We start from the raw sequence: 23,242 nt of genomic DNA, 5'->3' as shown, positions 1-23,242 counted from the left end.
GAGGTGGTCAGGATGCTGCGGAGCTTCCGGCTCGGCAATCACCGCTCGTTCCGCGACGAGCAGGAGCTGCTGCTCATGCCCGCCATGCCGGGGGACGAGCGCCCAGTGGTCCCGGTGACCGCCATCTACGGGGCCAACGCCTCCGGCAAGTCGAACCTGTTCAAGGGGATCGACCTGGTGCGGTGGGCGGTGCTGAACAGGCATCTTCGAGATGCCGCGACCCCGCACGACCTGAGTGCTCTGCAAGACCCGTTCCGGCTTGACCCGCAGTCGCCGGAGCGGCCATCGACCTTCGTGTTCGAACTGATCGCGGAAGGCACTCCATACACCTACGGATTTCTCCTGCGGGACAGCGAAATCCTGGAGGAGTGGTTGTACGCCTACCCCGAGAAGCGGAAGCGAGTCATCTTCGAGCGCGATCGGGACGCGATCAAGTTCGGCAGCACGGTGGCTGATTCCAAGACGAAGTTCGAGGTCCTGGAAGAACTGATTCGTCCGACCGCCTTGTTCTTGAGCGTGTGCGACCGCCTCGAACTCGGTCCCCTGATGCCGGTCTACCGGTGGTTCGAGGCCGGTGTATTGGCGAGTGGCTTCGACGGCCCGTCGCCCGGCGCGGACTTCGTGCAGTGGAGGGTCGGCGATTACCTGCGCCGGAATCCGGCGGCCCGGGAACGGATGGTTGCGCTGCTCCGGGTGGCGGACGTCGGCATCGTGGACTTGGTCGTGGTGGACCGCCGCCATTCCGGGCGGTTCGATCTCGAACTCAAACTCCTGCACGGGTCTGCTCGCGAGCCGTTCGACTTCGGCGACGAGTCGTCCGGTACGCGCAATTGGATCGGTCTTCTTCCGATGGTGCTGAGGGCGCTGGACGGCGGTCTCGTCCTGCTCGTCGACGAAATCGACGCCAGCCTGCATCCGCTCCTGACGGCGAAACTCGTCGGGCTCTTCCAAAATGGCGAAGTCAACGCCAAGGGCGCTCAGCTCGTCTTCACCACGCACGACACGAGCTTGCTCGGCACCATGCTCGGCGAACAGGTACTCGAACGGGATCAGATCTGGTTCGTCGACCGAGGCGCTGAGGGAGCGAGTCACCTCTACCCGCTTACCGACTTCAAGCCGCGGAAAGATCAGAACACGGAACGGCGCTACCTGGCGGGCAGCTACGGTGCCGTGCCCGTACTGGGTGACTTCACGGCCGCGGTCGGCCACGGATGACGAGACGGGAGAACGCCGGTCGCCGGCGTGGTGCATTCCGGGAACCACGAGCGTGCCTGCTGGTCGTGTGCGGCGCGGAAGCGACCGAGCCGGCTTACTTCCAAGGCCTCAAGGAATCGAGGCGTAACCCGGCGGTGGCGATCAAGGTCAAGGCGAAACCCGCCGATCCCGAGACGGTCGTGCGTTACGCCGCCGGCTTGCGGGACACCGCCGCGGACAGCTATGACGAGGTTTGGTGCGTCGTCGACGTGGACGAGTTCGACGTGGCGAAGGCGGTCGTCACGGCACGACGGGTCAGGGTCAACCTGGCGATCTCGAACCCGTGCTTCGAATACTGGCTCCTGCTCCACTTCGAGGCTTGCGTCGCACCGTTGACCTGTTACTCGGAGGTGGCGAGGCGCCTTCGCAGGCACGTTCCCGAGTATGACAAGTCGGCGTTGCGTTTCGCTGACTACGCGAGCGGCGTCGAAGCGGCCGTTGATCGGGCGCTGGAACCAGGCCACGCGCTCACCACCGAGCACGAACACAATCCCGCCACCGGGGTCGGTGCTCTGGTGAAGAAGGTTCTCTGAGCGCGTGCAACCCGTTGCGGCTCGGTTCCGTCCTGAGCGCGTGGACCTACCGCGATTCCTAGCCGGACTGTTCGCCTTCGCCGTCGTCACGGTGGGCTCGGTCGCCGCCGGGCAGCCCGCTGTCTCCGGGCCGGCCGCGTCGCCGTCGACCGTCAGCGTTCCGGCGGGGCAGGACGTCACCCTGCGCCTGGGCCAGGAGGCCGCCGTGCAGGGCAAGGACCTGACCGTGCGCTACCTGCGGGTCGTCGCCGACTCGCGGTGCCGTCCCGGCATGCAGTGCATCTGGCAGGGCGAGGCGACGCTGGCGTTCCTGCTGAAGCAGCCCGGCCACGGCGAGAGCACCACGGCCGAGCTGCACAGCGGCGTGCGCACCGGCCCCCAGGCGACGTCGTTCGCCGGCAGCCGCATCGAGCTGGTGGCGGTGAGCGAGGACGCGGGGGAGGCGACGGTCCGGATCAGCTGAGCGGCGTGCCCCACTGGTCCAGGTAGGCGACCTCGGACAGCGGGGTGCGCGCGGCGGCCTTGAAGTCCGGCACCGTCGTGTAGGCGACCGGCAGCAGCCCGGCCTGCGTGTGGCCGTCGGGGATGCCGAGGATTTCGGCGGCTTCCGCCTCGCGGGACAGGTGGTAGGTCGTCAGCGTCGAGCCCAGCCCGCGTGAGCGCAGCGCCAGCTGGAAGTTCCACACCGCCGGGAAGATGCCGCCGTAGAAGGCCGCGTCCGTCGCGTTGTCGCCGGCCGGGCGGCCGGCCAGGACCGGGATCACGAACACCGGGACGCGCTCGATGACGTCGATCAGGTGCCGCCCGGACGCCAGCGCCCGCGGTTCGGCGTGCTGCGCGAGGTTGGCGAGGTAGGCCTCGCCGACTTCGCGGAACAGCACGCCGAGCCGGTCCTTGACGGTCTGGTCGCGGACGACCAGCCAGCGCCACGCCTGGACGTTGCCCGGTGTCGGTGCCTGCAGCGCGAGGTTCAGGCACTCCTCGAGGACTTGCGGCTCGACCGGGCGGTCGAGGTCCAGCTTGCGCCGCACCGCGCGGGTCGTGCTGAGCAGGTGATCGATCTCCATGATCACCATCCTGGCTCAGCCGCCGAACTTGCGCACCGCCTCGTAGTACGTCCACGCCGCGCCCTTGCACGCGATGTTCGACCCGCAGACGCTCTTCAGGTCCGTGTACAGGTTGTCGTCGATCTTCAGCCGGTTCGCCGAGGTGAACCGGCCCTGCTTCTTGTAGTTGCGGTAACCGAAGTCGTGCCGGTGGCAGCCGGGCAGGAACTTCCAGCCGAACGGGTTGTCCGGCGCCCACGAGCAGCCGTCGGACGACCAGTCGAGCTGGCCGTTGTAGGGCGCGGAGTTCCGGATCGTCTCGAAGTTCGAGAGCGAAGTGCTGAAGAGGTACTGGTCGGTGACCGCCGGGATGTCGACGGCGGCCGCGGTGCCGGTGCCCAGCAGGGCGCCCGCGCCGACAGATACGGCCACCGTCACGGTGGCCCCCAGGTTCCGCAGTGTCGTGCGCATCGTGTGCTTCCTTGCCGATCAGGGGAGAGTGCCCGATCAGCTTCCGGCAGCGCGGTGGCGCACGTCACCGCCCGAAAGGAGGTTTTCACTCACAGTTCGAGCAACATGCGGGAATTTCCCAGAGTATTGGGCTTGGCGTAGGGAAGATCGAGGAATTCCGCTACGCCGGTGTCGTGTGACCGCCGCATCTCCTCGTAGACCTCCTGCGAAACGGGTGTGCCGTCGATCTCCACGAACCCGTGCCCGGCGAAGAAACTGGTCTCGAAGGTCAGCACGAACAGCCGCTTGAGACCGAGCTCACGCGCTTCGTCCACCAGCCGGGCGACCAGCACGCGCCCGACGCCCTGACCGCGGACGGCCTTGTCGACCACTACGGTGCGCAGCTCGGCGAGGTCCTCCCAGAGCACGTGCAGCGCGGCCGCGCCGACCACTTCGTCACCCACTTCGGCGACCCAGAACTCCTGGACGTCCTCGTACAGGGTGACCAGGTCCTTCTCCAGCAGGACGCGGCCCGCGTCCGCGTCGACCAGGGCCTTGATCTTGCGGACGTCGGCGATCCGGGCGCGGCGGACGGTCGGGCGGGGCGAGTCGGACGGCACGATCGTCCACCCTGCCACATCGCCCGGCACGCGCGGTGACACCATGGGGCTACGCCGTCGTCGGGCCGCCCGGGACCGGCGGCTACCCTGAACGTCGTGCCTTCCCCTGCCGCGGACCCAGCTGCCACCCGACGCGTCTCCCTCCTGACCCTGGGCTGCGCCCGCAACGAGGTCGACTCGGAGGAGCTGGCGGGCCGGCTGGCGGCCGGCGGCTGGGAGCTGGCGGCCGACCCCGAAGAGTCCGACGTCGTGGTGGTCAACACCTGCGGCTTCGTCGAGTCGGCCAAGAAGGACTCCGTCGACACGCTGCTCGCCGCGTCCGACACGGGCAAGAAGGTCGTCGCGGTCGGCTGCATGGCCGAGCGCTACGGGCACGAGCTCGCCGACAGCCTCCCGGAGGCCGACGCGGTGCTGGGCTTCGACCACTACGCCGACCTCTCGGCCCGGCTCGACGACGTCGTCGCCGGCCGCAAGATCGCCTCGCACACCCCGGGCGACCGCCGCAAGCTGCTGCCGATCAGCCCGGTCGAGCGGCCCGCCGCCGCGGAGACGGTCGAGGTCCCCGGCCACGCGCAGAAGGGCTGGGGCCCGCGGGTGCTGCGCACGCGCCTCGACGACTCGCCGGTGGCCGCGCTGAAGATCGCCTCCGGCTGCGACCGGCGCTGCTCGTTCTGCGCCATCCCGTCGTTCCGCGGCTCGTTCGTCTCGCGGCAGCCGGACGAGATCGTCGCCGAGGCGATGTGGCTGGCCGAACACGGCGTCAAGGAGCTGTTCCTGGTCAGCGAGAACTCGACGTCCTACGGCAAGGACTTCGGCCGCGACGGCGCCACCGCGCTGGAGCGCCTGCTGCCGCGCCTGGCGGACATCGACGGCATCGAGCGCGTCCGAGTCTCCTACCTGCAGCCGGCCGAGACGCGCCCGCAGCTGGTCAAGGCCATCGCGACCACGCCGGGCGTCGCCGAGTACTTCGACCTGTCGTTCCAGCACTCCAGCGAGCAGGTGCTGCGCCGGATGCGCCGGTTCGGCTCGACCGACTCGTTCCTCGCGCTGTGCGAGCAGATCCGCGAGTACGCGCCCGAGGCCGGCATCCGCACCAACGTGATCGTCGGGTTCCCCGGCGAGACCGAGCACGACCTGAGCGAGCTCGAGCGGTTCCTGACCGGCGCGCGCCTGGACGCCGTGGGCGTCTTCGGGTACTCGGACGAGGACGGCACGGAGGCCGAGACCTTCGACGGCAAGCTCTCCGCCGAGGAGGTCGCCGCGCGCGTCACCCGGATCTCCGCGCTGGTCGAGGAGCTGACCGCGCAGCGCGCCGAGGACCGGATCGGCACCTTCGTCGACGTCCTGGTGGAGCTGGACGACGACGGCGAGCTCACCGGCCGCGCCGCGCACCAGGCGCCGGAGGTCGACGGCGAGTGCGTCATCCTCGACGCCCCGGAGAAGGCGCAGGTCGGTGACTTCCTGCGCTGCGAGGTCGTGGACTCGGCGGGCGTGGACCTCATCGTCCGCGCGGTACCGGACGCCGACCGGTGAGTGCGCTCCCCAGCGACGCCGCCGACGAAGGACTCGCGCGCGACGCCCCCGCCCAGGTCCCGGAGCCGACCCCGGTCCCGACGCTCAACGTCGCGAACCTCCTGACGCTGTCGCGCCTGGTCCTGGTGCCGCTGTTCGTGATCGCGCTGTTCGTCGGCGACGGCCACGACACGACCTGGCGGGCGCTCGCGACCGGGCTGTTCGCGATCGCCTCGGCCACCGACCAGCTGGACGGCTGGGTGGCCCGCAAGTACGGCCTGATCACCGACTTCGGCAAGATCGCCGACCCGATCGCGGACAAGGCGCTGACGGGCGCGGCGCTGGTCGGGCTGAGCGTGCTGGGCGAGCTGGGCTGGTGGGTCACGATCGTCATCGCGGTCCGCGAAATCGGCGTGACGCTGCTGCGGTTCTGGGTCATCCGGCACGGCGTGATCCCGGCCAGCCGCGGCGGGAAGGCCAAGACGATGGCCCAGATCGCCGCGATCGTGGCGTACCTGCTGCCGCTGCCGGCCGGGGCGGACCCGGTGCGGTGGTCGCTGATGGGGCTCGCGCTGGTGCTGACCGTCGTGACCGGCGTCGACTACCTGGTCCGCGCGGTCCGGCTCCGCGCCGCCGGCCGCCGGGTCACCGGGTCGTGAGTGAAAAGGAGGGTTCTAACCCTCTTTCCCACTCACGACCGGCCGCGGGAGACGAGCAGGCCGCGGCCCTCATCGGAGCGCTCACCGCGCGAGGCGAGACGGTTGCGGCGGCCGAGTCGCTGACCGCCGGGCTCGTCTGCGCCACCCTCGCGCGGGTGCCGGGGGCGAGTGCGGCGCTGCGCGGGGGACTGGTCGTCTACGCCACCGAGCTGAAGGCCGCCCTGGCCGGCGTCTCCGCGGAGCTGCTGGCCGAGCACGGCGCCGTCCACCCCGAGGTGGCCGCCCAGCTGGCCGAGGGCGCCCGCGACCGGTGCGGGGCGACCTGGGGCCTCGGGCTCACCGGCGTGGCCGGTCCGTCGGCCCAGGACGGCGTCGATCCGGGCACGGTGCACGTCGGGCTCGCCGGGCCGGGAACACGCACAGTCCGTACGCTGGCCTTGGACGGCGATCGGGATTTGATCAGGACCGAGTCGGTCTTGGCGGCGTTTGCCCTGCTCGGGGAACATCTGGCGTGAAACGGGCGTTCGCCCTTGGCGTACGTGCACACCAACTCCTGCGCCCGGGGCGCCGCTCTGGGTAACGTAGGGGGTACTTGTTCGGAAGGGAGGCGCGTGATGACCGTGCTGTTGCGTGAGGCGATCGGTGATCGGCTCCGTCATGCCCGCACCAACCAGCGTCGTACGCTGCGCGACATCTCCCGCGCCGCCAGGGTCAGCCTCGGCTACCTCTCGGAGGTCGAGCGGGGCCAGAAGGAGGCGTCGAGCGAGCTGCTCGCGTCCATCTGCCAGGCCCTGGACCTTCCGCTCGGCGAACTGCTGCACAACGTGGCGGCGGACGTTTCGGCCCTCGACAACGTCGAGGTCCCACCGGTCGACGAGCGGATCGTGGAAGGCGCACCCCGGGAGAAGCGGGGCGCGGAAGCTTCGTCGGCGGGCATCGAAGGCGGTCGCCTGATGTCCGAGCTGATCGGGAACGACCTCGCCGACCTGCGGGTTTCCCCGGCACCGCGGATGAACACGACCTTGCGGACGACGATCGGCCAGCCCAAGCTGGCCTCCACGATCGCCGCGTAGGTCCAGAGCAGATCGACCGACGGCCCCGGGCAACCCGCCCGGGGCCGTCCGCGTTGTCTACGGGTAGTGATCGGGGGCATCCCTGAATTCGGCCGGGTCGCCTGGAACGGACGTGGCCGACCTGACACGATGGAACCCGACGCCGGGGTTGGTGCGTTGGAAGAGGCAGCAGGGGAGCGACGCCCCACACCCCGAGTACCTAAGGCCCGTGGGACGCAAGAAGGCAGGCGGAGGAGATGGCCAACCCGTTCGTGAAGTTCTGGAAGTACATGATGGCGGCGTTCTCGTCGAAGATCGACGAGCACGCCGACCCGAAGGTACAGATCCAGCAGGCCATCGAGGAGGCGCAGCGCAACCACCAGGCGCTGACGCAGCAGGCCGCCTCCGTGATCGGCAACCAGCGGCAGCTGGAGATGAAGCTCAACCGGCAGCTCGGCGACGTCGAGAAGCTGCAGGCCTCGACCCGGCAGGCGCTCGTCCTCGCGGACGAGGCCCGCGCCAAGGGTGACGAGCAGAAGGCCGTCGAGTTCGAGAACGCCGCGGAGAGCTTCGCCACGCAGCTCGTCACGGCCGAGCAGAACATCGAGGACCTGAAGACGCTGCACGACCAGTCGCTGCAGGCCGCGGCGCAGGCCAAGCAGGCCGTCGAGCGCAACTCGCAGATGCTGCAGCAGAAGCTGGCCGAGCGCACCAAGCTGCTTTCGCAGCTGGAGCAGGCGAAGATGCAGGAGCAGGTCTCCGCTTCGCTGAACCAGATGAGCCAGCTGGCCGCGCCGGGCAACACGCCGTCGCTGGAAGAGGTCCGCGACAAGATCGAGAAGCGCTACACCACGGCTCTCGGCCAGGCGGAGCTCGCCCAGAACTCGGTTCAGGGGCGGATGATGGAGGTCCAGGCCTCCACCACGCAGCTGGCCGGCCACTCGCGGCTCGAGCAGATCCGCTCGTCGATGCGCGGTGAGTCGGTCGCCCAGGTGACCGACGGCGGCAAGACGGCGGCCCAGAAGCCGGCCAGCAGCTCGGCCGACATCCAGCGGGAGATCCAGGCGCGCGTGCAGGCCGAGCAGGGCAAGAACCCGGCCTGACGCGACACCGAAGGGGGCGTGCACCATGGGGCAGCAGGGCAGGCGGCGTGACTTCGGCGAGCTGAGCGCGAAGCTGGAGAAGCACATCGAGAAGCTGCCCGACTACGCGGTGCGCGCCCAGGAGAAGCTGCAGAAGGTGCAGAAGTACTTCCCGCCGGCCGACCAGGCCGGCGGGAAGCCCGCCCGCCCCAACCCCTTGCAGCGGCCGCCGGTGCGGCGGCCCGACATGACGGCCTCGCTGTCGTCCATGGCGAGCCAGGTCCCGGCGTTCGCCGAAGCCCGGGCCAGGTGGGATCGCTGGAACCACCCGGCCGCGAAGCTCGAACGCCGCAAGCGCCGGACGTCGAAGGCGCTGACGCTGTGGATCATCCTGACGATCCTGTGCGGCATCGTCACCGTGGCGGCCGCGCTGGGCTGGATCAGCCCGACCCACGCCGCGATGATGCCCCAGGCGATCACGGCGTTCGCCGGCGTCGTCATCTTCGGCACCTTCAGCGTCCGGTCCGGCATGAAACTGCGTGAACTCAAGCGCACCCCGATCCCGGCGGCCCCGGCCGGCCCGCCGCCGCTGCCACCCGCCCGGTCGGCGGCCCGCGAGCCGATGGAACGCCTCGCCGAGTGCGAAGCCTCGCTGACGGAGCTGCTGCGCCAGCTCTCGGTGCCGTCTTCGCTGGGGGCGCCGCCGGTCTCGGAGGTATCGGTCGCGGACGCCCGCCAGACGGCGACCGAGGCGGCAGCCGCGCTGCGCGGCCTGGCGGCCCGCATCCAGGCGATCGAGCGCGGCCGCGACTCGGCGCCCGCCCGCGAGCAGGCGGCCCTCGACGCGGCGGTGCGCAAGCTCCGCGAGCAGCTCGACGACGGCCTCGAGGGTTACCGCGGCCTGGTCGCCGCGGCCGGCCACACGGTCGCCGCCGCCGGCGACGGCCTGGTGACGTCCAAGCAGGCCCTCACCGACGCCACCGACCGCCTGGCCGGCCTCGCCATGGCCCTCCGCGAACTCTCCTGACCCGAGCGGAAAGAGGCATCACGCGTGTCCCGAGAGGCATCACGCGTGATCCCAGGGGCATTACCCGTGATCAGCGGGGCATTACCTCGATGCCCCGCCAGACACGCGTGATGCCCCGCCAGACACACGTGATGCCCCGCTGATCACGCGAGATGCCTCTCCCGTCACGCGAGTTCCGGCTCCGATCACGCGAGTTTCGGGTCTGATCACGCGGATTCGGGTTTTGCTGGGCCGTTTGGGCTGGGGACTCGGCCGTTCGGGTGCCGCCGACCGGGCGTACCGGCTGGTCGTCACCGCGCGTGCGTGATCGTGCGTTTCACCCCGGCGTCGCCCCCTGTTCACCTTCCGGGGCCGAAACCCGCGCGTAATCGGAAACTGATGGCTACGGAAACGTCCGCGCCCTAACGTTTCTGTCATGCATGCCGAGGTGTCACTCGCCGGGAGGCCCGCCGTGCACTGAGGATCGCCGGCGCCGACCGTACACAGTGGACTTTCTCGACCGCCGAGGAAAGGACGCCCCGTGAACACGCTCCCGCCGGACCCGGACCCCGTGCCGATCACCCCGCCCACTGCCTCCCAGCGCGTCATCGCGGCCTTCGAACGCCTCACCGAGGCCGGCCGCCCCGAACTCTGGACCACCCTGCGCGCCGTCGAAGACGTCCTCGTCGACGCCAAGGCCGTCGACGAACGCGTCAAAGCCGGCGAAAACCTCCCGCTGGCCGGCACGGTCATCGCCGTCCAAGACCTCATCGACGTCGCGAAACAGCCCTCCGGCCACGGCGTCCCGGAAACCAGCGCGCCCGTCGTCGCGCGGCTCACCGCCGCCGGCGCCGTCGTGCTCGGCAAGACCGGCGCCGCCCTGATCTCCGGCGCCTGGGACCGCACCAAGGCCGGCGGCAACGGCGCCGCGGTCGCCGTCGCGCTCGGCGTCGTCGACCTGGCGCTGAGCACCGGGGGCGCCGTCCCGGCCGCGCTGAACGCCATCGCCGCGGTGAAGCCGACGCGCGGCCTGCTGCCCGCCGCCGACAACGTCTCCGTGTACGCGAGCGGCCTGGTCGCGGCCCGCCACGCGCTCGCGCTGATGACCGGCGGCGACCGCTCCTGGCCCGCCGACGTCCGCCTCGGCGCCGGCGAGCACCCGCGGATCGCCTACCCGTCGGACCTTCCGCTCGGCGAGGCGGCGACCCTCGCGCTCGACACCGTCGTCGCCCGGCTGACCGCGGCCGGCGCCGTGCTCACCCCGATCTCCCTTCCGGAGCGCGGTTTCGACGGCTTCGACGCCCTGCTCCTGCCGACCGTGCCGGAGCACCCGGGGATCGCCGAAGCGCTGGCCGACCCGGCCGGCGTGGGCCACCGCCTGGCCGCCTGCACGGCTTTCGCGAACCTCCTCGACGTGGCCGCGGTGACCGTCCCGGTGCTGCCGGGCGACCGCCGCCCGTTCGGCGTCACCTTCCTGACGCGCGCGTTCGAAGACCAGATCGCCCTCGACCTGGCGACCGTCTGCACGGACGAGCCGATGACGCCCTACCCCGAGCTGGGGGAGGACGTCGTCGTGTTCGGCGCCCACCTGCGTGGCCAGCCGCTCAACGCCGACCTCGTCGCACTGGGTGCCCGGTTCACCGGACCGGTCCGGACCACCGAGGGCTACCGGATGGTGCTGTTGGACACCGAACCGCCGCAGCCGGGTGTCGTCGAGGGCAGCAGCGCCCTCGACGGCGAGCGCTGGCGGCTGTCCCCGGCCGCGTTCGAGCGGTTCGCCGCCACGCTGAAGGAGCCGTTCGTGCTCGACCGCGTCGTGCTGGACGACGGCACCGCACCCTTGGCCGTCCGCTGCGTGACGGCGGACGGACCTGGTCTGGACCGCTACGAATCCTGGCGCGGGTACGTGCGCTTCGCGTCTACCGCCGGGCTGCGAGACCCCGGCTGACGCGGCGCACCAGGCCCGGCCCGTGCAGCGCGAAGCCCGTGTACAGCTGCACGAGCGACGCACCGGCGTCGACGAGCCGGATCGCGTCGTCCGGGCCCAGGATCCCGCCCACGCCGATGATCGGCAGGTTCCCGCCGGTGTGGTCGTGCACGAACCGCACGACCTCGGCCGCGCGGGTGGTCAGCGGCCGGCCGGACAGCCCTCCCGCCTGTCCGGCCAGGCCGCTTTCCGCGGGCGTGACGCCGTCGCGGGACAGCGTCGTGTTCGTGGCGATGATCCCGGCGACGCCGTGCTCGAGCGCGACCTCCAGCAGCTCGGCCAGCGCGTCGTCGGTCAGGTCGGGCGCGACCTTCACCAGCACCGGCGTCGGCGATGCCCCACCGGCGAGCTCGAGGGACGTCGAACGCAGCTCGCCGAGCAGTTCGGCGAGCGCGGTGCGGTCCTGCAGCTGCCGCAGCCCCGGCGTGTTCGGCGAGCTGACGTTGATCGCGAAGTAGTCCGCGTACGGGTGCAGCGCCCGCAGCGAGAACCGGTAGTCCTCGACGGCTTCTTCGAGCGGCGTCACCTTCGACTTGCCGATGCTGATCCCCAGCGGGACGCCCGGCTTGCCGTCGCGGGCGAGTTTCGCCGCGAGTGCGGCCGCGCCGTCGTTGTTGAAGCCCATGCGGTTGATGATCGCGTCGCTGGTGGGCAGGGTGAACAGCCGCGGTTTCGGGTTGCCCGGCTGGGCGAGCCGCGTCACCGTGCCGACTTCGACGAACCCGAAGCCCAGCGCGGCCCACGCCGGCAGCGCGCGGCCGTTCTTGTCCATCCCCGCGGCCAGGCCGACGCGGTTGGGGAACCGCAGGCCCAGCACGGTCACCGGGTCGTTGACGCGAAGAACGCCGCGAGGTGCGAGCTTGCCGAACCGGGCCAGGACGCCGATCGTGCGCTCGTGCACCAGCTCGGGGTCATGGTAGGACAGCCGGTACAGCGCCGGGCGGACGATCTTGTCGAAGAACACGCCCCTATGCTGCCAAATCGCCCGGAACCCGCGACCCCAGCCCTCAGTCGCGGTCCTTCCACTCGTCTTCGAGCATCGCGTAGATCAGCTCGTCGGTCCACTCGCCCTTGACGATCTCGTTTTCCCTGAGGTGCGCCTCGCGGCGCATGCCGAGGCGTTCCATCAGCGCGGCGGACGCGGTGTTCCGGCCGTCGCAGCGGCCGATGATGCGGTGCAGGCCCAGGTCTTCGAAGCCCAGCCGCAGCAGCTCGGTGGTCGCCTCGGCGGCCAGGCCCTTGCCGTGGTGGTCCGGGTGGAAGACGAACCCGATCTCACCCTGGCGGTGTTCGCTGCTCAGCCACTCCAGGTTCAGGTCGCCGATCAGCTGGCCGGTCGCGGCCAGCTCGACCGCCACGGCCAGGAACTGCCCTTCCTTCGTCAACGTCGAGCTGTGCACCCGTTTGGCGAGCGCCGCGGCCGACTCGGCGCGGCTGCGCGGACCCCAGTAGAGGTAGCGGGCGACATCGGCGCGGGACTGGAAGGAGTTCAGCGCGTCGAGGTCCCCGGACGTGAACGGGCGCAGGATCAGCCGCGCCGTGGTGATCGGGTAGTCGGGCCTGAGCATGCGTCCAGGCTAGCGAGCTTCAGCCGTCCGGGGGACAGAACACCGGAACGCTGATCGCCGGACGGTCGTCTTGCTACGCCGGGTGGCACGACCTGCACGAATGAGCGAAATAAAGGGGCCCCCGGGGGTGCTCTCAAGCGCCGTCAAACGCCTGAGCCCGAGCCGGACTGGTGCTCGGGAACCCCGGGGGCACGGTGACTGCCTGGTATTCGCTATCAGGCACCACGTGAAGCAGGCGATGAGCCGAAGGTGGCTCGGTTGTATCGCTGCTCAAAGTCCTCCACGTGCCATCCGCTAGCGGACAGCCACCTCACGAGTCCTGTTGGAATACAACTTAGGACCACCTCCTTTCTCGTGTACTGCCACGCTAGGTGAAGTTCGGCGTGCCGTGCAACGTCATTTCTGTGATCTCGGTCCGCAGGACGGCTTTCCGCTGCTCGTCGAGGAAGGAGGCGTCGACGGCGTTCTCCGCCAGCCGGCCCAGTTCGGCCGCGGTGAGGCCCAGCGCCTCGGCGACGGCGACGTACTCGCCGGTGAGCGTGGCGCCGAACATCGGCGGGTCGTCGGTGTTGAGCGTCACGACGACGCCGTGGTCGAGCATGCGCCGCACCGGGTGCGCGGCGATGCCGGCGACCTGCCCGGTCCGCACGTTCGACGTCGGGCACACTTCGAGCGGGATCCGGTGCGCGGCAAGGTGTTCGAGCAGTGCCGGGTCGGCGGCGCAGCTGGTGCCGTGGCCGATCCGCTCGGCGCCGAGGTCGTGCAGCGCGCTCCAGATGGTGGCCGGCCCGGTGGTCTCCCCGGCGTGCGGGACGCTGTGCAGCCCGGCTTCCCGCGCCCGGGTGAAGTACGGCTCGAACTGCGCCCGCCCGACGCCGAGCTCCGGGCCGCCGAGCCCGAACGACACCAGGCCTTCGGGGCGTTCGCGCAGCGCGAACACGAGGGTCTCCTGCCCGGCCCGGCGGCCCTTTTCGCCCGGAATGTCGAAGCACCAGGCCAGTTCGACGCCCAGTTCGGCGGCGCGGGCCCGGCCGGTTTCCAGTCCGGTCAGCAGGTCGTCGCCGGACACGCCGTCGAGCAGGTGGTTGTACGGCGTCACGGTGACTTCGGCGTAGCGGCAGTTGTGCGCGGCGAGGTCCGCGGCCAGGCCCGCCACGAGCGTGTGGACGTCGTGGCGGTCGCGCACCAGCGAGGTCACCGCGAGGTAGACGGTGAGGAAGTGGGCGAAGTCGCGGAAGGTGAAGAACTCCGCCAGTTCGCGTTCGTCGGTGGGGACGCCGGCGGAGGGACGTCTCCGCGCGAGCTCCAGCACGGTCGGCAGACTCGCCGAGCCGACGAGGTGGACGTGCAGTTCGACCTTGGGCAGGGCGTGCGCGAACGCGCGCAGCGCCTGCCCGGAGAGGATTCCGGGCATGACAAAGCTCCCTGGGTGTTCGGGTGAGGTGACGGAAGGAGCGCGCGCGGCTCAGGGAGCGAGGTCGCCGCGTTCGGCGTCGGCCCCGTAGAGCGGGAGCTTGAAGGTCGTCACGTCACCCAGCTTACTGCTCGGGGTACGGGCCTGCCTGGTCCTTCGGGCAGAACCACGTCGGCCGCTGCCGGACGTCGTGGCCCTGGGTGCGGACCAGGAGCTTGCCGCCGCAGCGGAAGCAGCCCTGGCGGGTGCGCTCGTACACCCAGTTCTTGCGGTTGCGGTCGAGGTGGCCGGTGGTGCTCTGGTCGAAGCGCCCGGCGAGGGCGTTGGCGAGCAACAGCCTGCGGGCCAGCGCGACCGTGCGCGCGGCGTCCACTTCGGACACCGGCGTCCACGGCGTGACCCCGAGCAGGAAAGCGATTTCGCACTTGTAAAGGTTGCCGACGCCCGCCATGACCCGCTGGTCCAGCAAGGCGAGCCCGAGCTCGCGAGCCGGGTCGGCCGCCAAGGCCGCGGCCGCGCGGGCCGCGTGTTCCTCCGTCCACTCCGGATCGAGCAGGTCCGGGCCGAGGTGGGCGACGAGGTCGTGTTCCTTGCTCGTGGCCACGAGTTTCAGGTCGTGGACGCGGAAGCCGATCACCTGGACGTCGGCCGCGGTGAAGATCACGCGGGCGTGGTGGCCGGGCCGCCGCCACTTGGCGCCGGCCGGGTAGACGTCCCACATCCCGTCCATCATCAGGTGCGAGTGCAGCGTCAGATCGCCGGAGAAGCGGGTGAACAGGTGCTTGCCCACCGTCCCGACCCCGAGCACCTCGCGGCCGGAAAGGTCCACAGTGGCCAGCTGCGGCACGCGGAATTCGCCGCGCAGCAACGTCTTCCCGGCCATCGCCTTCGCGAAGCGCTTGGCGACCAGGAAGACGGTGTCACCTTCGGGCACGGCTCACCCCGCGGATTCGGACACCTCGGCGGGCGTGTCGGGGGCCTCGGGGGTCTCCGGGGCCGGGCCTTCGGGCCAGTCCGGGCCCTCGGCGTCCTCGCCGGCGATGCGGTGCCGGCCCGCCCGGTTGGAGCGCAGGATCTTCGCCAACACCATGTTGAACGTCAGCGCGATCTCCTGGGCGCCCGGCGAGTGCCACTCGTGGATCGGGCTGCAGGCGCCCTGGGCCTGCTGCACCGCGAGCCGGTCGGTGATCGCCGTCGGCATGACCAGCGAGCCGAAGTTCTCGCGCAGCTCGGCGATCCGGAACTGGTGCTCGTAGGAGCGCACGCGCAGCTTGTTCACCAGAACGCCGATCGGCCGCAGGTCCGGGTTGAGCTCCTTGCGGATCTTCTCGATCGCCTCCAGGGCGCGGCCCGCGCCGGCCACGGCGTACATCGTCGGCTCGGTGACGATCAGGGCGCTGTCCGCGGCGACCAGCGCCGACTTCGTCAGGCGGCCCAGCGACGGCGGGCAGTCGAGGATCACCAGCTCGTACGGCGTTTCGCGCAGCGGCGTGCGGTGCAGCTCGTCGAGCGCGCGAGAGAAGTTCGCCAGGCGCTGGCTGTCGGCGTCCGGGTCGTTGAGCAGCTCCAGCTCTTCGGTGCCGACGAGGACGTCGACGTCCTCGCTCCAGACGCTCGGGGCGATCGCGCGCTCCAGCGTTTCGCGGGTCGGGGTCTCGAGCACGTCCGCGAGGGTCGCGTCGGTGAAGGGCGGGTCGAGCGAGGTGGTGGCGTTGCCCTGCGGGTCGAGGTCGACGACCAGCGTCCGCGTGCCCCTACGCAAAGCGGCGGACGCGATACCGAGAGCGACCGTCGTCTTGCCGACGCCTCCCTTGAGGCTGAGTACGGCGACCGTGTGCACGGTCTCCAGCCTACGGGTGCGCGGGAAAGGCGCCGCCGGGCAAGGGCCGTTCACTCGAAGGGAGGAGCTCGGGAGGCGGGTGGAGGCGGGCACTACCCTGTGCGACATGAAGACGGAGACCGTGGCCGCCCGGGGTTCGGGCGCCGTCCGCCGGGTGCTCGAGGCCGAGCTGAAGGCCGCCCGCGCGCGGGGCGCCGAGCACCCCCGCGTCGTCGACGTGGGCGGCGGCAGCGGTGGCTGGGCGGTGCCGTTCGCGGCGGCCGGCTGCCGGGTGACGGTCGTCGAACCGAGCCCGAACGCGCTGGCCACACTGCAGCGCCGGGCCGAGGAAGAAGGCGTCTCCGAACTGATCACGGTGGTCGCGGACGACTCGGACGCCCTGGGCCGGCACGTCGAGGCCGGCTCGGCCGACCTGGTGCTGGCGCACGGGCTGCTGGAGATCGTCGACGACCCGGCCGCGGTGCTCACGGCCCTCGCGACGGCGGTCGCGCCGGGTGGCGCGGTGTCGGTGCTGGTCGCGAACCGGCACGCGGTGGCGTTCCACCGCGCGCTGGCCGGCCGGGTCGGCGAGGCCCGGCAGCTGCTCGAGAGCGCCGACGGAGTCGTCGCGGGCGACACGGTGCTGCGCCGCTTCTCCGCCGACGGCCTGCGTGCCGGCCTGGAGGCGGCCGGCCTGGAAGTCACGCTGCTGCAGGGCGACCGGGTGATCTCGGACCTGGTCACCGGCGACGTCCGGGACGACGAGCTGGCGGAGTTCGAGCGGGTCGCGGCGGGGACGCCGGCCCTGCGGGACATCGCGGGCCGGCTGCACGCGGTGGCGCGTCCGGCCTGACCCCTTCCGGCGGGTTTCCGCCGTCGCGCTGCCCGGTGATCCGAAACTGTCGGGGGTGGCCGGTAGCGTCCTCGGGTGTGGGGCGAAATGCCGAGTTGCCGGGCGGGATGGGCCGGTTCCGCGTCCGGCCGGGAGAGCCGGTGCCGGACGACACCGGGTGCGGGATGCTGCACGTCGACATGGACGCGTTCTTCGTGTCGGTGGAGCTGCGGACCCGGCCCGAGCTGGCGGACAAGCCGGTCGTGGTGTCCGGGGGCGGGCCGCGGGCGGTCGTGGCCGCGGCGAACTACCCGGCGCGCAAGTTCGGCGTGCGCTCGGCGATGCCGTTCTCGACGGCGAAGCGGCTGTGCCCGCACTTGATCAACATCCCGCCGACGTCGGGGCTGTACAGCTCGGTGTCGCGCGGGGTGATGGGGATCTTCCGCGAGCTGACGCCGCTGGTCGAACCGCTCAGCCTCGACGAGGCGTTTCTGGACGTCAGCGGGGCGCTGCGGCGGCTGGGCGCAACACCGGCGTCGCTGGGCGCGGAGATCCGCTCGCGGGTGGCGGCCGAGCACGGGATCACCTGCTCGGTGGGGGTGGCGAAGGTCAAGTTCGTCGCGAAGCTGGCGTCGGGGATGGCGAAGCCGGACGGCATGGTCGTGGTGCCGGCGGCGGAGACGCTGGCGTTCCTGCACCCGCTGCCGGTGTCGGCGCTGTGGGGCGTCGGCGCGCGGACCGAGGAGCACCTGCGGCGGCTGGGCCTGGCCACGATCGCCGACGTCGCCGCGTTCCCGCCGGAGCGGCTGAAGAAGTCGCTGGGCGTGGCGGCCGGGGAACACCTGTACCGGCTCGCGCACGGGGTCGACGAGCGGGCGGTGGTGGTCGACTCGCCGGAGAAGTCGATCGGCGCGGAGCACACCTTCGACGTCGACCGGCACGACCGGGCTTCGCTCGCGCTGGAGCTGCTGCGGCTTTCGGAGCGGGTCGGCGCGACGTTGCGGGAGCGTGGCGTGCGCGGCCGGACGGTGTCGATCAAGGTGCGGTTCGCGGACTTCCGCACGATCACCCGGGCCCGCACGCTGGTCGCGGCGACGGACGTGGCGCGCGAGATCCACGCGGTGGCCGTGGCGCTGCTCACCGAGCACGCGCCGACCGGGGCGGTGCGGCTGATCGGCGTCCGCGTCGAAGGGCTCGACACGGGGGAGGCGGGGGAGCAGCTGGTGTTCGAGTCCCCGGCACCCCGCTGGCGCGACGCGGAGGTGGCGGCCGACGTCGCGCGGTCGAAGTTCGGTTCGGCGGCGGTGCGGCCCGCGTCCCTGCTGGGGCCCCGGGAGCACGGACGGTGATCTTCCGCTTGGCGGGGTTCCCCCACAACGGCGGTCAAGCTGCAAAACGGTCACGATCGGCGACGGTGACGGTCCGCAACGCCCTTCAGTCTGGATTTAGCCCAATTCGATCCCTTCTGGATGCGGGATCGGGTAGTCGTGCGGGCGCGGGCCTCGTATCCTGGACAGTGCCACCCCGCCTGGGGTTGGCTGTTGGGTCCAGGACGTTGCGCGGCCCGGCGCCCGCGACAGCTGTGCCGGAGGAGGAAAGATGCCACTCTCCGAGCATGAGCAGCGGCTGCTCGATCAGATCGAGCGCGAGCTCTATGCCGAGGACCCCAAGTTCGCATCCACGGTGCGTGGCACCCGGTTGCGTCGCCCCGCTCGCCGACGGCGTATTCAGGGCATCGCCCTGTTCGTAGTGGGCGTGGCCCTGCTGGTGCTGGGCGTGGTGGTGCCGCAGTTCCGGGTGGCCGACATCCCGCTGATCAGCGTGCTCGGGTTCCTCGTGATGTTCTTCGGAGTCATGATGGCCGTCACATCGATTCGGCACGGCGCCGACGGAGACGGCAAGGGCGGTGGGCCGGCCACCCGCGGCGGCAAGCCATCGGGCCGCCGGAGTTCCTTCACCCAGAGGATGGAGGAGCGCTTCCGCCAGCGCTTCGAGGAGCAGTAGCGCCGCAAGACCACGAGATCCGCGTCCCGCCCTGTTCGGCGGGACGCGGATCTTCTTGTGTGCTCAATCAGCCCACGGCATCCCACCCGGCCGCGGTAACACCGGGTGACCCCCACCCGGGTGACCCACCCGTGACTGAAGAGGCATCACCCGTGATTGAAGGGACATCTCGCGTGATTGGAGGGGCGACACACGTGATGCCCTCCAGACACGCGAGTTGACCCTTCAATCACGCGAGTCGACCGTCCAATCACGCGAGTTGACCCTTCAGACACGCGAGTTGACCGTTTGGGGCGAGGGCTTCGGGGTGGGTCAGGTGCGGTTGCGGAAGATCGAGCGGGGGAACAGCTTTCCCTTCCACGAGAGCGGCGCGTTGCGGCGAAGGCTCTGCCGCAGTCCCTCGAACGCCGGCGGGAGCTCCGGCTGCGGGGCGTCGTCTTGGCCGTACCAGGACCTCTCCAGTACGCCGATGACCGTCCGGAGGCTCTGGCGACCGTCGTCGTCGAGGTGGTGCTTCGCCGCCAGCTTCTGGCCCGCCACGCGGACCGTGTCGCTGCTCGGGATCGGGAGGCCGCGGTCCGCGCACTCCGCTCGCAGCTCCGCCCAGGCCGCGTCCGACGCGCCCGGCTGGTGCTGGACGATGCGCTGCAGGCGCCGTCGTCGGACGACCTCGCGGGCCATCGCCGGGCCCGCCAGCAGGAGCTGCAGCACCACGACCAGCAGCCCGAGCCACCAGACCACCGTCGCCGCGAGCAGGCCCAGCGCGGTGATCCAGAGCGCCACCGCCAGCAGCGGCAGCCAGCCGACCAGTGCCTGGAACCGGGACGGTGCCGCGACCGGCGCCGGCGCTCTCACCAGCAGCGAGCCCTCGCTTCGGTCGCCGTCGGCGGGCCCGGGCGCCGGACCGCCGTCCCCCGGCCGTGGACGTCCGCGATCCAGCACCCGCCGCAGCAGCGCCGCGGCGGCCAGCGCGACCGCGCCCAGTGCGGCGAGCGCCACCGCGACGTCGAACAGCCAGTCGTCGCCGCTCGACGTGTCCTTGGCCGCCTGCGCCGGGAGGTTCGGCTCGTTGTCGCGGGGGACGCCGGTCGGCGCCGCGCTCGACTGGACCGTGCTCGGCGCCACCTGGGTGTCGTCCGGCTGGTTGCCGTTCTGCGGGCCGGCCTGCAGGTACGACGGGGTGATGCCGCGGCCGTCGGACAGCGGCGTCGGGTCGAACGTCACCCAGCCCTTGTCACCGAAGTAGGCCTCGACCCACGCGTGCGCGTCCTGGGTGGTGATCGACAGGTAGTCGTTGACCTGCACGCCCGGCGTGAAACCGATCGCCACCCGCGACGGGATGCCCGCCACCCGCAGCATCACGCCCATCGCCGAAGCGAACTGTTCGCAGAAGCCGCGCTTGCCGTTGAGGATGAAGTCGGCGAGCGCGTCGGCGTCGTTCGCCGGCGCGGTCTTCGTGTCGTAGACGAACCCTTGCTGCGCGGTGAAGTAGCGCCAGATCGCCGTGGCCCGGTCGAAGTCGTTGGACGCGCCGGCGATCAGCTGCTCGGTCTTCGCGCGGACGCGGTCGTCGACCCGGTCGAGCTGGGTGTAGCGCGGCGGCAGGTCGTCGACGCGCGGCGTCACGCGCAGCTCCGCGGCCGTCGGTTCCTTCAGCGACGCGTATTCGGTGTACGCCGGCGGCGCTTCGCTGCGGGTGGTGAACACCGTGCCGCTGATCTGGTCGTAGAGGTAGCCGGTGCCCGCGCCGTCGATCACGCGCGGCGCGCCGTACACCGGCAGCCAGTTGTCCCGCCAGCTGGCCGGCTCGACGTCGATCCGGCGCGCGGTGCCGGTGCCGTCGTCGCCGGGGGCGGGCGGCAGCTGCGGGCCGACCGGGACGCCCTGCTGCGAACGGCCTTCATCGTGCAGGCCCCAGCCCTTGTTGGGGTAGTAGGTGTCCAGCGTCATCGCGCGCAGCAGCCGCCGGTCGGTGCCGAGGCCGCGGACCTTGAACAGCTCGCGGTTCGACCCCTGGTCGAGCATGCCGCGCAGCTCGGTGAACGGCTGGATGCCGAAGCCGCCGGAGCCCGTGCCGGGGCCGTTGCCGCCCTCGCCGAACGGCATCCGCCCGATGGTGCCGACCCAGGAGATCGCTCCGCCCAGCAGGCCGAGCACGATCGCCGCGCAGACGACCGCGACCGGCGCGGAGAGCACGCCCGGCTTGCCGCTGCGCCCCGGGGCCTCCCGGGTGCGCCAGCGCCGATGCCGGTGGTTGCCGTCGACGGCGAGCAGGCCGGCGAACGCCGCCCCGCCGAGCAGGAACGTCCACCACGGCAGCATTTCTTCGCTCAGCGCGGCCGGCACGGCGTAGACGCACAGAAGCACGAGCCCGGTCGCCGCGGGCGCCGCGGCGGCGACGGTCAGCGTGTCGACGAGGACGGCGACCAGCCCGATGAGGATGGTGACGAGGCACAGGATCGGCTGGCTGCCCTCGACCGGCGGCAGTCCGACGCGGATCTGCTCGGCGGCGCTCGACAGCGTGGTCCCGATCTCGGAAAACGCTTCCGGGCCGGGGATGACCTGCAGGATGCCGTGCGTGGTGAAGGCGCCGGTGATGAGGAAGAGCAGGACGAGCAGCTGTCCCAAGCCGACGAGGACGGTCGGCGCCTGCAGCGAGCGCAGAGCCAGCCCGGCGGCCCCGATGAGCAGGACGGCGACGAACAGGTACCCGAACCAGGCCAGCCCGGAGACGACGCTGGTGACCGAGGTGGCGGCGCACAGGGTCGCAACCCCGGCGGCGACGGGCGCGAGAACGCTGCTGCGCCAGGCGGAAAGCGGCCGCTCCGGCCGGGGCGCGGGCCGGTCTAACTTCCGCGGCGGGGCGGCGGTGCTCATCGCGGACCCCCGATCAGGAAGTGGTGGCGGGCGGTGCTCGGCGTGGTTTGGCGCGGGTTGCGGGCGAGCTCGGCGCGCGGGGCGCTGCTCATCGCGTGCCGCTGCCGCACAACCCGGCGCGGATCGCGGGCTGGCGCGTGCAGGGTGCGGCTGATGGCGGGCCGCCGCTCGGCGTGCGGCTGCTGCGCGGGTTGGCGCGGGTCGCGGTCCGGTGCGTGCCGGGCGGTGCTCATCGCGGACCCCCGATCAGCGTCCCGCGGCGAGCTCCGCTGCGGCACAGCTCGGCCCACACCTGCGGCATCGGCGACCCCGGCCCGGCGACGATCACGCCCCACCCGGCCGCGCGCAGCAGCGCCGCCGAGTCCTCCGTCGCCGCGGCTCTCTGCTCGGGGGCCGAAACCCCCGCCGACCACGTCGGCGTGTCCAGCAGTACCGCCAAGCTCCGGATCCCGCGCGGGCGGTACTGGGTCAGCTCGTGCACCGCCTCCGTGCTGACCGTGCCGAGCACCGCGATCAGCTCCTGGCCCTCCGCCGGGTCGCCGGCCAGCGTGATGTCGCGCTGGTGCGCCGGCTGCAGCGCCGCCAGTGCGTCCAGCACCACGTGGTCGTAATGGTCCCCGCCGTCGCCCGGGGTGTCCGCGAGCGTGACGCCGTGCTCGCTCACCAGCCGGACGCGGTGGCCCGAGCGGCGCAGGTGCAGGGCCGCCGATGCCGCGAACGACACCGCCCACTCCAGACTCGCCGCCGGGCCGGCGCCGTGGTGGGCGGCCGCTCGGTGGTCCAGCAGCACCGTCGTGCCGCCGCGCCACGGGCGCTCCTCGACGCGGACCATGATCTCGTCGCGGCGGGCGGTCGAGCGCCAGTGCACCTTCCGCAGGTCGTCGCCCTGGCGGTACTGGCGGACGATCACGTCGGCCTCACCCTGGCCGGCGTGCAGCCGGACCGTGCCGTCGTCGCCGACGCCGATGCCCGCGCCGCTCGGCAGGCCCCACAGCGACACGACGCGGGGCACCACGACCAGCCGCGAGTGCCCGATCAGCTCGCGCTCGAACTCGCACAGCCCGAACGGGTCGGTGATCGTCGCGCGCAGCGGCCCGACCTGCTGGATCCCGCGCAGCACCGGCTGCAGGGGGTAGCGCAGGGCGACGCGCCGGTCGTGCGGGAGCCGTTCGACGACGAACCGCGGCCGTGAACCCAGCGCGTACGGGACGCCGTCTTCGAGCAGGATCTCGCCGGCGGGCAGCCGTCCGCTGCGCCACAGCTCCAGCTGCACCTCGCTGCCGCCGCCGACCGCGACCCGCTGCGGGCGCAGGGTGCGGGTGGCGCCGATGCGCAGCCGCGTCGCCGAGATGAACGCGGCGACCAGCAGCGGCAGCGCCACCACGAACACCGCGACCCGCAGCAGGTCGCGTTCGTTGAGCACGAACGAGCACACCGCGGCGGCGATCCCCGCGGCCAGGAGGCAGCGGCCGCGGGTGGTCAGGCCGGACAGGGCACGCAGCATGCCGTTCTCTTCCCCGTTGGAGG

24 protein-coding genes are annotated in these 23,242 nt (G+C 71.6%); 13 read left to right on the top strand and 11 right to left on the bottom strand.

The genetic code is table 11. The features are described from left to right. Nucleotides 1–12 precede the first annotated feature (12 nt). The 3 genes from ACFPLC_RS45155 to ACFPLC_RS45145 all read left to right on the top strand — a co-directional run bounded on the left by ACFPLC_RS45155 (nt 13) and on the right by ACFPLC_RS45145 (nt 2,250). A complete protein-coding gene (locus ACFPLC_RS45155) occupies nt 13–1,215 on the top strand; it encodes an AAA family ATPase (protein ID WP_378202344.1) in 1,203 nt (400 codons plus the stop codon). A 65-nt stretch (nt 1,216–1,280) separates the two neighbouring features. Continuing rightward, nucleotides 1,281–1,787, top strand: coding sequence for an RloB family protein (locus tag ACFPLC_RS45150; protein WP_378236209.1), 507 nt, complete (start codon nt 1,281–1,283; stop codon nt 1,785–1,787). 40 nt (nt 1,788–1,827) lie between these two features. Beyond that, the gene (locus ACFPLC_RS45145; RefSeq protein ID WP_378202338.1) at nt 1,828–2,250 is read left to right on the top strand and encodes a hypothetical protein; all 423 of its coding nucleotides are present in this window, start codon (nt 1,828–1,830) and stop codon (nt 2,248–2,250) included. Here the strand turns inward: ACFPLC_RS45145 and ACFPLC_RS45140 are convergent. From ACFPLC_RS45140 to ACFPLC_RS45130, 3 genes are all read right to left on the bottom strand, one after another. Further along, the gene (locus ACFPLC_RS45140; RefSeq protein ID WP_378202335.1) at nt 2,243–2,854 is read right to left on the bottom strand and encodes a nitroreductase family protein; all 612 of its coding nucleotides are present in this window, start codon (nt 2,852–2,854) and stop codon (nt 2,243–2,245) included. The two genes, ACFPLC_RS45145 and ACFPLC_RS45140, sit on opposite strands and share 8 nt — an antisense overlap. Nucleotides 2,855–2,869: 15 nt before the next feature. Beyond that, nucleotides 2,870–3,304, bottom strand: a complete 435-nt coding sequence (locus ACFPLC_RS45135) for a phospholipase (protein WP_378202332.1) — start codon at nt 3,302–3,304, stop codon at nt 2,870–2,872. A gap of 89 nt (nt 3,305–3,393) precedes the next feature. Further along, a complete protein-coding gene (locus ACFPLC_RS45130) occupies nt 3,394–3,948 on the bottom strand; it encodes an amino-acid N-acetyltransferase (RefSeq protein ID WP_378202329.1) in 555 nt (184 codons plus the stop codon). A gap of 51 nt (nt 3,949–3,999) precedes the next feature. Between ACFPLC_RS45130 and rimO the strand changes: the two genes are divergently transcribed. From rimO to ACFPLC_RS45095, 7 genes are all read left to right on the top strand, one after another. Next, nucleotides 4,000–5,436, top strand: coding sequence for a 30S ribosomal protein S12 methylthiotransferase RimO (gene rimO, locus ACFPLC_RS45125; RefSeq protein WP_378202327.1), 1,437 nt, complete (start codon nt 4,000–4,002; stop codon nt 5,434–5,436). Continuing rightward, nucleotides 5,433–6,074 carry a CDP-diacylglycerol--glycerol-3-phosphate 3-phosphatidyltransferase gene (pgsA, locus tag ACFPLC_RS45120; RefSeq protein ID WP_378202324.1) on the top strand — a complete coding sequence of 214 codons (642 nt, stop codon included), beginning with the start codon at nt 5,433–5,435 and terminating at the stop codon, nt 6,072–6,074. Before rimO ends, pgsA begins: the two co-directional genes overlap by 4 nt. 71 nt (nt 6,075–6,145) lie before the next feature. Beyond that, nucleotides 6,146–6,589 carry a CinA family protein gene (locus ACFPLC_RS45115; RefSeq protein ID WP_378202523.1) on the top strand — a complete coding sequence of 148 codons (444 nt, stop codon included), beginning with the start codon at nt 6,146–6,148 and terminating at the stop codon, nt 6,587–6,589. Between the two features lie 99 nt (nt 6,590–6,688). Continuing rightward, nucleotides 6,689–7,147, top strand: coding sequence for a helix-turn-helix domain-containing protein (locus ACFPLC_RS45110; protein ID WP_191314315.1), 459 nt, complete (start codon nt 6,689–6,691; stop codon nt 7,145–7,147). Between the two features lie 236 nt (nt 7,148–7,383). Continuing rightward, entirely contained in the window at nt 7,384–8,229 is an 846-nt protein-coding gene (locus ACFPLC_RS45105; protein WP_191314316.1) for a PspA/IM30 family protein, read from the top strand. 25 nt (nt 8,230–8,254) lie between these two features. Continuing rightward, on the top strand, nt 8,255–9,235 hold the full coding sequence (pspM, locus tag ACFPLC_RS45100; protein WP_378236208.1) for a phage shock envelope stress response protein PspM: 981 nt from the start codon (nt 8,255–8,257) through the stop codon (nt 9,233–9,235). Nucleotides 9,236–9,755: 520 nt separating this feature from the next. Next, complete coding sequence (locus ACFPLC_RS45095) at nt 9,756–11,162, top strand: allophanate hydrolase-related protein (RefSeq protein WP_378202318.1); 1,407 nt, start codon at nt 9,756–9,758, stop codon at nt 11,160–11,162. On the opposite strand, the gene ACFPLC_RS45090 is transcribed toward ACFPLC_RS45095, so the two are convergent. The 5 genes from ACFPLC_RS45090 to ACFPLC_RS45070 form a co-directional block, all read right to left on the bottom strand. Continuing rightward, nucleotides 11,134–12,165 carry a quinone-dependent dihydroorotate dehydrogenase gene (locus ACFPLC_RS45090; RefSeq protein ID WP_378202316.1) on the bottom strand — a complete coding sequence of 344 codons (1,032 nt, stop codon included), beginning with the start codon at nt 12,163–12,165 and terminating at the stop codon, nt 11,134–11,136. The two genes, ACFPLC_RS45095 and ACFPLC_RS45090, sit on opposite strands and share 29 nt — an antisense overlap. Before the next feature lie 43 nt (nt 12,166–12,208). Beyond that, nucleotides 12,209–12,769, bottom strand: a complete 561-nt coding sequence (locus tag ACFPLC_RS45085; RefSeq protein WP_191314320.1) for a GNAT family N-acetyltransferase — start codon at nt 12,767–12,769, stop codon at nt 12,209–12,211. Between the two features lie 367 nt (nt 12,770–13,136). Continuing rightward, nucleotides 13,137–14,183: an adenosine deaminase gene (gene add, locus ACFPLC_RS45080; RefSeq protein ID WP_378202311.1), complete on the bottom strand. Its 1,047-nt coding sequence runs from the start codon at nt 14,181–14,183 to the stop codon at nt 13,137–13,139. 124 nt (nt 14,184–14,307) lie between these two features. Further along, nucleotides 14,308–15,117 (bottom strand): DNA-formamidopyrimidine glycosylase family protein, encoded by an 810-nt coding sequence (locus ACFPLC_RS45075; protein ID WP_378202308.1) that lies wholly within the window; start codon nt 15,115–15,117, stop codon nt 14,308–14,310. Between the two features lie 3 nt (nt 15,118–15,120). Continuing rightward, on the bottom strand, nt 15,121–16,023 hold the full coding sequence (locus ACFPLC_RS45070) for a ParA family protein (protein WP_378202305.1): 903 nt from the start codon (nt 16,021–16,023) through the stop codon (nt 15,121–15,123). 106 nt (nt 16,024–16,129) lie between these two features. On the opposite strand from ACFPLC_RS45070, the gene ACFPLC_RS45065 reads away from it, so the two are divergent. The 3 genes from ACFPLC_RS45065 (at nt 16,130) to ACFPLC_RS45055 (ending at nt 18,838) form a co-directional block, all read left to right on the top strand. After that, nucleotides 16,130–16,855 (top strand): methyltransferase domain-containing protein, encoded by a 726-nt coding sequence (locus tag ACFPLC_RS45065; protein WP_378202302.1) that lies wholly within the window; start codon nt 16,130–16,132, stop codon nt 16,853–16,855. A gap of 107 nt (nt 16,856–16,962) precedes the next feature. Next, nucleotides 16,963–18,183, top strand: a complete 1,221-nt coding sequence (gene dinB, locus ACFPLC_RS45060; RefSeq protein ID WP_191314367.1) for a DNA polymerase IV — start codon at nt 16,963–16,965, stop codon at nt 18,181–18,183. Nucleotides 18,184–18,433: 250 nt separating this feature from the next. After that, nucleotides 18,434–18,838, top strand: a complete 405-nt coding sequence (locus ACFPLC_RS45055; protein ID WP_378202299.1) for a DUF3040 domain-containing protein — start codon at nt 18,434–18,436, stop codon at nt 18,836–18,838. 312 nt (nt 18,839–19,150) lie between these two features. Here ACFPLC_RS45055 and ACFPLC_RS45050 read toward each other — a convergent pair whose 3' ends face one another. From ACFPLC_RS45050 to ACFPLC_RS45040, 3 genes are read right to left on the bottom strand one after another with little or no spacing between them, the layout of a single operon-like run. Then, complete coding sequence (locus ACFPLC_RS45050) at nt 19,151–21,715, bottom strand: transglutaminase TgpA family protein (RefSeq protein ID WP_378202296.1); 2,565 nt, start codon at nt 21,713–21,715, stop codon at nt 19,151–19,153. Continuing rightward, a complete protein-coding gene (locus ACFPLC_RS45045; protein WP_378202293.1) occupies nt 21,712–21,948 on the bottom strand; it encodes a hypothetical protein in 237 nt (78 codons plus the stop codon). Before ACFPLC_RS45045 ends, ACFPLC_RS45050 begins: the two co-directional genes overlap by 4 nt. Next, on the bottom strand, nt 21,945–23,219 hold the full coding sequence (locus tag ACFPLC_RS45040) for a DUF58 domain-containing protein (RefSeq protein WP_191314328.1): 1,275 nt from the start codon (nt 23,217–23,219) through the stop codon (nt 21,945–21,947). The genes ACFPLC_RS45045 and ACFPLC_RS45040 overlap by 4 nt, the downstream gene beginning before the upstream one ends. Nucleotides 23,220–23,242 lie beyond the last annotated feature (23 nt).

Source organism: Amycolatopsis plumensis (genome assembly GCF_042652605.1).
GTDB lineage: Bacteria > Actinomycetota > Actinomycetes > Mycobacteriales > Pseudonocardiaceae > Amycolatopsis > Amycolatopsis plumensis.
This window is presented reverse-complemented; position numbering and strand designations above follow the sequence as displayed.